This window comes from Shigella sp. FC1567, assembly GCF_001743015.1.
Lineage (GTDB): Bacteria > Pseudomonadota > Gammaproteobacteria > Enterobacterales > Enterobacteriaceae > Escherichia > Escherichia coli.
This window is the reverse complement of sequence record NZ_MIIV01000075.1, coordinates 1-8905: the sequence shown is the minus strand read 5'-3', so window position 1 is coordinate 8905 and position 8905 is coordinate 1. Positions and strand designations below refer to the sequence as shown.

Sequence of the window (8905 nt, the reverse complement as noted above, 5' to 3'; positions counted from 1 at the left end):
CAATGTGCATAAAAAAATCCGGAAACAAGTGAGCGTTTCCGGATTCTTACACAGCCACTGGATCGGTCAACTGATCCTTAACTGATCGGCATTACGGCATAACGCCGGTATTTTTATTGGCTCGTTGTTTTTGCCGGATGCGGCGTGAACGCCTTACCCAACCTACAAAATCTTGCAAAATCAATAAATTGCAGGAACGATGTAGGCCTGATAAGCGTAGCGCATCAGGCAACTACGTTTTTATTGCGAAGCCGCATCCGGTTTACGCAATGCCAGTGGATTGAGCTTTATCCCTTCGTAATAACTCACCCATGAAGAATATCTCTCCGGGGAATTCCAGACACGGAAATGCAGACGGGCCATCGTCACCGGATCGCTTAGCAGCACCAGGCGACGATCGCGATTCAGCTTCTCTGGCGTCTCGTTAAGCGCCTGTTCAACGTGGCGGTCACGGGCGATTTCCAGCACCTTACTGGCGCGGTGACGCGCGGTCGCCATTGCGGTTGCCAGAGCGTTAAATGACGGGTTAAACACCGCGTGCATAAAACCATCATCAAGGGAGCGTTGACGATTCATCTCAAGGAAGCGATCGGTATCAACCAGCACCTGCGGCGGTGAATACTCTTCCGGGATCAGGAACAGTTTCCAGTGTTTGGTTCGCAGACCAACGGTGGCACGGCTGGAAATCACCGAAACAAACGGTGACAGGATCAACGAGAAGACAATCGGTGCCAGCCAGAACAGGAAACGCAGATCCAGCCACGCCATCCCAACAGCCCACACTAACCCTAACAGCAGCTGTGAGCCGTGGCGTTTGAACGCTTCACCCCAGGAAGTGGAGTCATCATCACGCTGCGGTGAATTCCACACCACTTCCCAGCCAAGGAACGCGCTGACAACGAAGACCGTATGGAACAGCATGCGTACCGGAGCCAGCAGCACGGAAAAAAGCACTTCCAGTAGCAACGATAATGTAACGCGCCAGAAGCCGCCGTATTCTTTCGTTCCTTTGCACCAGATAAGCAAAATGCTCAATAACTTCGGCAGGAACAACAGCACCATAGTCGAAGCAAAAAGTGCAATCGCCAGCTCAGGACGCCACTGCGGCCACACCGGGAACAACTGCCGTGGTTGCAGGAAGTATTGCGGTTCGGTCAACGCATGTACTACCTGCAATGCAGTAGAGAGCGCGAGGAACATAAACCACAGCGGAGCGGAGAGATAAGACATCACGCCCGTCAGGAACACCGCACGGTGAACCGGGTGCATACCCTTCACCAGGAACAGACGGAAGTTCATCAGGTTACCGTGGCACCAGCGGCGGTCACGTTTTAGCTCATCAAGCAAGTTAGGCGGTAATTCTTCATAAGAACCCGGGAGATCGTAAGCAATCCAGACCCCCCAACCTGCACGGCGCATCAACGCCGCTTCTACAAAGTCATGTGACAGGATTGAACCGGCAAAGGAACCTTCGCCCGGCAGCGGAGCCAGTGCGCAGTGCTCGATAAACGGTTTCACGCGGATAATCGCGTTATGTCCCCAGTAGTGCGACTCGCCAAGTTGCCAGAAGTGCAAACCGGCTGTAAACAGTGGCCCATACACGCGGGTCGCGAACTGCTGACAGCGCGCATACAGCGTATCCATACCGGACGCTTTCGGCGACGACTGAATGATCCCGGCGTTCGGGTTGGCTTCCATCAGGCGCACCAGCCCGCACAAACAATCACCGGTCATTACCGAGTCAGCATCCAGCACCACCATGTAGCTGTACTGGCTGCCCCAGCGACGGCAGAAGTCATCGATATTACCGCTTTTACGCTTCACGCGGCGACGGCGGCGGCGATAGAAAATCTGACCTTCGCCACCGACTTCAGCGATAAGCTCCATCCAGGCTTTTTGCTCTGCGACGCAGATATCCGGGTTATAACTGTCACTAAGAATGTAGACATCAAAGTGTTTGGCATTCCCGGTGGCTTTTACTGATTCCCACGTTGCACGCAGGCCAGCAAAAACACGGTTCACGTCTTCGTTACAGATAGGCATGATCAACGCCGTGCGATGCTCCGGGTTTAATGGTTCATCGCCAACTGTTGACGCAGATATACTGTATTTATCGCGACCAATAAGCAGTTGCAGGAAGCCCATTAACGCCGTCCAGAATCCGGCGGACACCCAACAGAACAGTACCGCAAAGAGGATCAGGATACCGGTTTGCAGCATATAAGGCAGAAGCTGCATAAAGGAAACCCACAAATCCTGACCAACCATATCCATAGGATTAATCAGCGCCCAACCCTGATAAGGAAGAATGGTCTTCATATACCAGGTCGCGACGACAGTTTGCGCGAGCGTCAGGATCAACAGAATGTAACGGCGGATGGTACCGACGGTACGCCACTTTTGCTCGCTCTCCTGCTCTTCTTTGGTCAAACGAGCCAGATAGCGCGGCGTGACATCGCGTCCACGCAGGCGATCCCAGAAACGGCCTACCGGGTTGGTACGCCACGGGTCGGGAAACATCGAGGAGCGTTTTGCTTCTGGCATCGCCTTCAGCTGATCGCGCCCTTCGTCGTCTTTAATTAACTGTCCATCAGCAAGTGAATCTGGCCAGGCTTGTTCCAGACGCGCCTTTACCGAGCCTTGCGGGGAATCATCCTCCCGCGCCCAGGTGCGGTGTTCGGCATCCAGCGCCTGATGTACGGCGCGGATATCAGTCTTCGGCAATGCCGCTTTCTCGCTTGCGGCGATGGGCATTGCGTCAATGTACTCAGTTGTCTTATTCATTGGCAGGTAACTGGTAGCTCCAGGTTTCACTCAACGTCTGATCGGCATTCACCAGCGCAGCACGCATTTCAGTGGTTTTCTTGGCATCTTTCACTTTCACACGCATCACCAGACGCCAGCCTTTGGTAACCGGGTTATAGCGCACCGTGCTTTCAACTATCTCACCATTATCACCAATGCTGGTTTGCGCTGTGACCGGGGTATCCTCTGGCAGTTTTTTCATCTCTGCGCCGGTAAAATCGACCACAAAGGCGATAGTACCGTCAGGCTGGCGAATCAGGTTCGACTGCTTCACATCCCCCGTTGAACGACGCGTTTGTTGCACCCATGCGTTATCTGGCGCATGCAGTTTGTCTTCATCACGGCTGAAGGTGATGGTGTATTTAAAGTTCATCTCTTTACCCGGCTCCGGCAGCTGATCCGGCGTCCAGTAAGCGACGATGTTATCGTTGGTTTCATCGTTGGTTGGAATTTCCACCAGCTCAACGCTGCCTTTACCCCACTCCCCTTTCGGAGTCACCCATGCGCTTGGACGAAGATCGTAACGATCATCGAGATCTTCAAAGCGGGAGAAATCACGACCGCGCTGCAACAGACCGAAGCCTTGCGGGTTCTCCATCGAGAAGCTGCTAACCGCTAAATGTTTCGGGTTATTCAACGGACGCCAGATCCATTCGCCATTACCGGCATGGATAGAGAGACCGTTAGAGTCGTGCAACTCCGGACGATAGTTATTTGCAGGCGACGGTTGGTTCGGCCCAAACAGGAACATACTGGTTAACGGTGCACCCCCCAGTTTGCCGACTTTATCGCGCAGATAGATTTTCGACTGCACATCCACAACCGTGTCACGCCCTGGCATAACCACGAATTTGTAAGCACCTGTCGCGCGCGGCGAGTCAAGCAATGCATAAATGGTTAAACGTTTATCAGTCGGTTTTGGACGCTCGATCCAGAACTCTTTGAAGCGTGGAAATTCTTCACCCGATGGCAAGGCGGTATCAATTGCCAGGCCGCGGGCAGAAAGGCCATAAACCTGACCTGCACCAATCACGCGGAAATAGCTGGCCCCGAGCATGCTGACGATTTCATCGTTTTTATCTTTGCTGTTGATCGGGTAAAGCACTTTAAAACCGGCAAAACCAAGGTCTTTTACCGTGTCTTTGTCATGCTGAACATCGCCGAAAGTGAAATAATCCGGGCTGTATTTGATTCGTTTGACTGCGGTGGCAGTCACTTCATTTATTTTGACCGGGGTATCGAAGTACATACCCTGATGGTAGAACTCGAGTTTGAATGGGGTCTTCAGATTGTTCCAGTACGCTTTGTCATGATTAAACTGGATCTGCTGATAGTCCGCGTATTTCATATCGCGGAAAACGGAGGGCAAGTTGCTTTTGGGCGCCTCATAGCCTTTCCCGGCTAAGGATTGAGCTTGCTTTGCGACATCATCAATACTGAAAGCCCAGCTTGAAGATGTATACAGGGTTAACATTACTGCAGCACTCAACCAACGCATTTTCATCATTTGTAGTTTATGTTTCATAATTAGTAAGCACTTCCCCCTTTGTGTGCTTATATCGATCCGATCCATTTTAATGGATAACCAGCCATTCCGACAACAGAATCCCGGTATCGTTCAGCACGCTGGCTCATGGATTAAGCACCTGATTGCAACCGTTTTCACTTTCCGTGCTTCTCCTAAAGACAGAAGCATCGACTTCGTGTAGGGTTTGCCAGCAATTTTATTTATCAACCGTCTTACAGACGCTTCCATTCTGGTTAGTGGTAGCGATTATGCTATGCATAAAAACCTTGAAGCCTGCGCCTGGCGCGGTCAGGTCGGTGTCGCTATGGCAACAAGCCTAAAGGCATAACCCGACAGGGATAAGACGAAAAATCCGAGATTAGTTAACCATATATGAATCCAGTACCCGCGCAACGTGAATATTTCCTCGACTCCATCCGCGCCTGGCTGATGTTGTTAGGGATCCCTTTTCATATTTCTTTAATCTATTCGAGCCATACATGGCATGTGAATAGCGCCGAACCGTCATTGTGGCTGACCCTTTTTAATGACTTCATCCACTCGTTCCGCATGCTGGTATTTTTCGTTATATCCGGCTACTTTTCCTACATGCTTTTTTTACGCTATCCCTTGAAAAAATGGTGGAAAGTACGTGTCGAACGTGTAGGTATCCCGATGTTAACAGCCATCCCCTTACTGACATTGCCGCAATTTATTATGCTGCAATACGTCAAAGGGAAAGCGGAAAGTTGGCCTGGGCTGTCATTGTATGACAAATATAATACGTTGGCCTGGGAATTAATATCACACCTGTGGTTTTTACTGGTGTTAGTAGTCATGACGACGCTGTGCGTATGGATATTTAAACGCATCAGAAATAATTTAGAAAATTCTGATAAAACGAATAAAAAATTCTCGATGGTAAAACTATCGGTGATTTTTTTATGCCTCGGCATCGGCTATGCGGTAATAAGAAGAACGATTTTTATTGTGTATCCGCCCATTCTGAGTAATGGCATGTTCAATTTTATTGTCATGCAAACGCTATTTTATTTGCCGTTCTTTATCCTCGGTGCACTGGCTTTCATTTTCCCTCATCTTAAAGCCTTGTTTACCACGCCGTCTCGTGGCTGTACCCTTGCAGCAGCATTGGCATTTGTCGCTTATTTACTCAACCAACGCTATGGCAGTGGCGATGCCTGGATGTACGAAACCGAGTCGGTGATCACCATGGTCCTCGGTCTGTGGATGGTGAATGTGGTCTTCTCCTTTGGCCACCGTTTGCTTAACTTCCAGTCAGCGCGGGTGACTTACTTTGTTAACGCATCGCTATTTATCTATCTGGTTCACCACCCGTTAACGCTGTTTTTCGGCGCATACATTACACCGCACATCACCTCCAACTGGCTTGGTTTTCTCTGTGGCCTGATATTCGTAGTAGGGATTGCGATAATTCTGTATGAAATTCATTTACGCATCCCGTTACTGAAGTTTTTGTTTTCTGGTAAACCGGTTGTTAAGCGTGAGAACGATAAAGCACCAGCCCGTTAAGCCACATTTACAATAACCATTCCACGGGCAATATCGACGCCAGTCTGACCATAACCCGCTTCCAGAAACTGGTGGCGGGTTCTTTTTTGAGAATAATCTCTTTCTTTGCATGACGATCAACCCAGTTGATCCGTCCCCACCTGTCCAGACGGAGCTGCCAGGCCGCATCATACTGGCTCTGTATAAAGCGTTTATCAATTAACTGTGCCAGCGTTTCGCTCTCTATCACGAAGCCCATTTCAGTATTGAGCAATGTCGAACGTGGATCGAAATTGAAAGAGCCGATAAACACCGTTTTACCATCGATGCTAAAGGTTTTAGCATGCAGGCTGGCACCGGAATTACCGGTTATGCCGCGATCGTGTAACGTACTACTTTGTTCACGCGTCGGCTTGAGTTCATATAATTCCACGCCATAGCGGAGCAATTTTTTGCGCCAGCGCGCGTATCCGGCATGGACGACAGCAACATCGTTAGCGGCAAGAGAATTGGTTAGGATCGCAATCTTTACCCCTTTTCTCACCATCCGTAAGAGTTGCGCCACACCTGCGCGTGTCGGTACAAAATAGGAAGAGATAATATCGATGCGTTCACTGGGTGAGCCCATGATATCGAACAGGCGCTGCGGTAACAGTGAATGCCGTTTTGCCTTGCCCTCCCCTTTCGCCGGATCATCACTTAATAAACGTGTTTTCGCCCAGATAAGCGGCAACGTTCCATCAACCAGATGATTTATAAACGGACTGGATTCCATTTGGCGTAAGTAACGATGCGTCATGGCATCGTTATGCCAGGAGGCGGGTAACTCGATGCGATCCGCCATTTCACCTTCCGGGACATCCAGCACCTGCTGTAAGGGTGAAACCGATTTGCAATACCAGTAGCGGGCGAAATCATCGGCAACGTCCTCTACCACGGGTCCTATTGCCATAACATCTAAATCCGAAAAAAGTGGCTCTTCCCCTGCCCCAAAATAGGCATCACCAATATTTCGTCCTCCCACCAAGGTAACCACGCCATCGACAGTGAAACTTTTATTGTGCATACGGCGATTGAGACGGGAAAAGTCGGTGATATAACCAAGCGGACGCAGCAAGCGAAACGAGAAAGGATTAAAAAGCCGGACTTCAATGCGGGGATGGCTGTCAAGCAAGCGTAAAATATCGTCAAGTCCGGGCGTATTGTTGTCGTCCAGCAACAAACGGACGCGAACGCCACGCTTTGCTGCGGCTAACAGGGCGGAAAACAGTAACCGACCCGACATATCGTCCTGCCAGATGTAATACTGAACATCCAGCGTATGCTCTGCCATTTCGGCCAGACGATACCGGGCGGCAAACGCATCCAGACTTTTCTCCAGAGGGAAAAGACCACACTGACCGGGATGTTGCGAACACAGTGGCAGCACCGCGCTCGCCAGCCGGGGCAAATCATTCATCTCCTTGTTGGGTAAGGAGTCTTTCGTAGAGGTGGGCGTTTTCTTCATCATAACAGACAAAGTATACCTGTTCGGGTAAAGCGTGACGGGTAATAAATTCTGAAACGGTTTTTACTGCGATTTCAGCCGCTGCCGCACGAGGGTAACCATAAACCCCAGTACTGATTGCAGGAAATGCCACTGACGTATAGCTGTTTGCCGCCACCAGTCGCAGACTATTGAGATAGGCATCCTGCAAAAGCTGGTCTTCGTTTTGTTCACCACCACGCCAGACTGGCCCGACGGTGTGTACTACGGCTTTAGCGGGAAGATCGCCTGCAAGCGTAATAACGGCATGCCCCGTAGGGCAATCGCCCTGCTGTTGCCTGACTTTTAAACAGGCATCCAGCAGGGCCGGACCCGCTGCGCGATGAATGGCCCCATCGACGCCGCCGCCTCCCATTAATGACGGATTAGCCGCATTCACAATCACATCAACGGCCAGTTTGGTAATATCACCCTGCACAACATGAATACGCGTTTTCATAACGCCTCCTTAACACCTTCTTGTTTCTTAAGTGTACAGCAGGCTTTTTGGTTAAATCGCATTTTTCTACTCAGCAACGTGCGTTGTTCAGAAACTTAGTTATATTCGATGTTCATTACAGCCAGCTTTTTCTGTTTATCAATATACTGCACTTTTACTGAGGCTACTTGCGCGTTTTTGACATTGCCGCTCATTAACGCTTTGCTGGAATAGGTTTTTCCCGGAACAGAACCATTCTGTGGGCAGTTCATTTCTACGGGTGATGACTGGGTGCTGACGTCACATGCCGGTTCCACAATTTGGCCATAAAAATGGATCACGCCCCCTTGCGCGGTGCTTCCTGCGATGGCAATAAAAGGAAAAAACAAACTGCCGAGCATAAGAGAGTTTAAAAAAGGTCTGAACATTTATTCTATTTCCTCAATGATTAGTCATCCTTGAGGGTTGTGTTATCCATACTTTCAGGTTGGCTGATTCGCAGCAGACCATTCTCTCCAGATTCATCTTATGCTCGACATTTCAACAAATTAAGACTTTTCTGAAGAGGGCGGCCATTGTTGTGATAAATGAAGTGCCTGTCCATCAGAAACAGTAACAACTATTTTCACCCGATCTTCCGGGGAAATATTTAAACTCAACTTCGTCAAAGCAATAGGTTGATTAGCAGGCAATGAGAGGGTCTTTTCTTGCTTCGTCTGACTTTGCCCTGAACCGCCTTCGCGCAGGGACATGAACCGCCCCGGGTTTCCTGGAGAGTGTTTTATCTGTGAACTCAGGCTGCCAGATCATCGTTTCCGATGGAAGCATAATAAGCTTTTTCTGCTTCTGCCGGAGGGATGTGGCCCAGCCTTTCCAGCAATCGTCGATTATTATACCAGTCCACCCACGTGAGTGTGGCCAGTTCCACTTCTGCACGGTTTTTCCAGCTCTTACGGTGTATTACCTCCGCTTTGTAAAGACCATTGATGCTCTCCGCCATCGCGTTGTCATACGAGTCGCCTGTACTTCCTGTTGATGCCAGTAATCCGGCTTCCTTAAGCCGCTGTGTGTAGGCCAGCGATACATACTGAGAACCTTT

Annotated in this window: 7 protein-coding genes and 1 pseudogene; 1 reads left to right on the top strand and 7 read right to left on the bottom strand. The window is 49.9% G+C overall.

Translation table 11 applies throughout. The annotated features are described in order from the left end of the window. Positions 1-240: 240 nt before the first annotated feature. Positions 241-2784, bottom strand: coding sequence for a glucans biosynthesis glucosyltransferase MdoH (mdoH, locus tag BHE85_RS06040; RefSeq protein ID WP_071844769.1), 2544 nt, complete (start codon positions 2782-2784; stop codon positions 241-243). Then, positions 2777-4312, bottom strand: coding sequence for a glucans biosynthesis protein MdoG (gene mdoG / locus BHE85_RS06035; RefSeq protein ID WP_011379236.1), 1536 nt, complete (start codon positions 4310-4312; stop codon positions 2777-2779). The genes mdoH and mdoG overlap by 8 nt, the downstream gene beginning before the upstream one ends. Before the next feature lie 393 nt (positions 4313-4705). Between mdoG and mdoC the strand changes: the two genes are divergently transcribed. Next, on the top strand, positions 4706-5863 hold the full coding sequence (gene mdoC, locus BHE85_RS06030) for a glucans biosynthesis protein MdoC (RefSeq protein WP_001070335.1): 1158 nt from the start codon (positions 4706-4708) through the stop codon (positions 5861-5863). Between the two features lie 7 nt (positions 5864-5870). Here mdoC and clsC read toward each other — a convergent pair whose 3' ends face one another. The 5 genes and pseudogenes from clsC to BHE85_RS06005 form a co-directional block, all read right to left on the bottom strand. Further along, complete coding sequence (clsC, locus tag BHE85_RS06025) at positions 5871-7352, bottom strand: cardiolipin synthase ClsC (protein WP_011379237.1); 1482 nt, start codon at positions 7350-7352, stop codon at positions 5871-5873. Continuing rightward, entirely contained in the window at positions 7294-7827 is a 534-nt protein-coding gene (gene ymdB / locus BHE85_RS06020) for an O-acetyl-ADP-ribose deacetylase (protein WP_000857405.1), read from the bottom strand. Before ymdB ends, clsC begins: the two co-directional genes overlap by 59 nt. A gap of 95 nt (positions 7828-7922) precedes the next feature. Further along, the gene (gene ymdA / locus BHE85_RS06015) at positions 7923-8234 is read right to left on the bottom strand and encodes a protein YmdA (RefSeq protein ID WP_000489579.1); all 312 of its coding nucleotides are present in this window, start codon (positions 8232-8234) and stop codon (positions 7923-7925) included. A gap of 120 nt (positions 8235-8354) precedes the next feature. Then, positions 8355-8564: pseudogene (csgC, locus tag BHE85_RS06010) on the bottom strand (curli assembly chaperone CsgC); the annotation flags it as partial. Between the two features lie 35 nt (positions 8565-8599). Beyond that, positions 8600-8905: integrase core domain-containing protein (locus BHE85_RS06005; RefSeq protein ID WP_032232747.1), on the bottom strand; the 306-nt coding region annotated here is incomplete at its 5' end.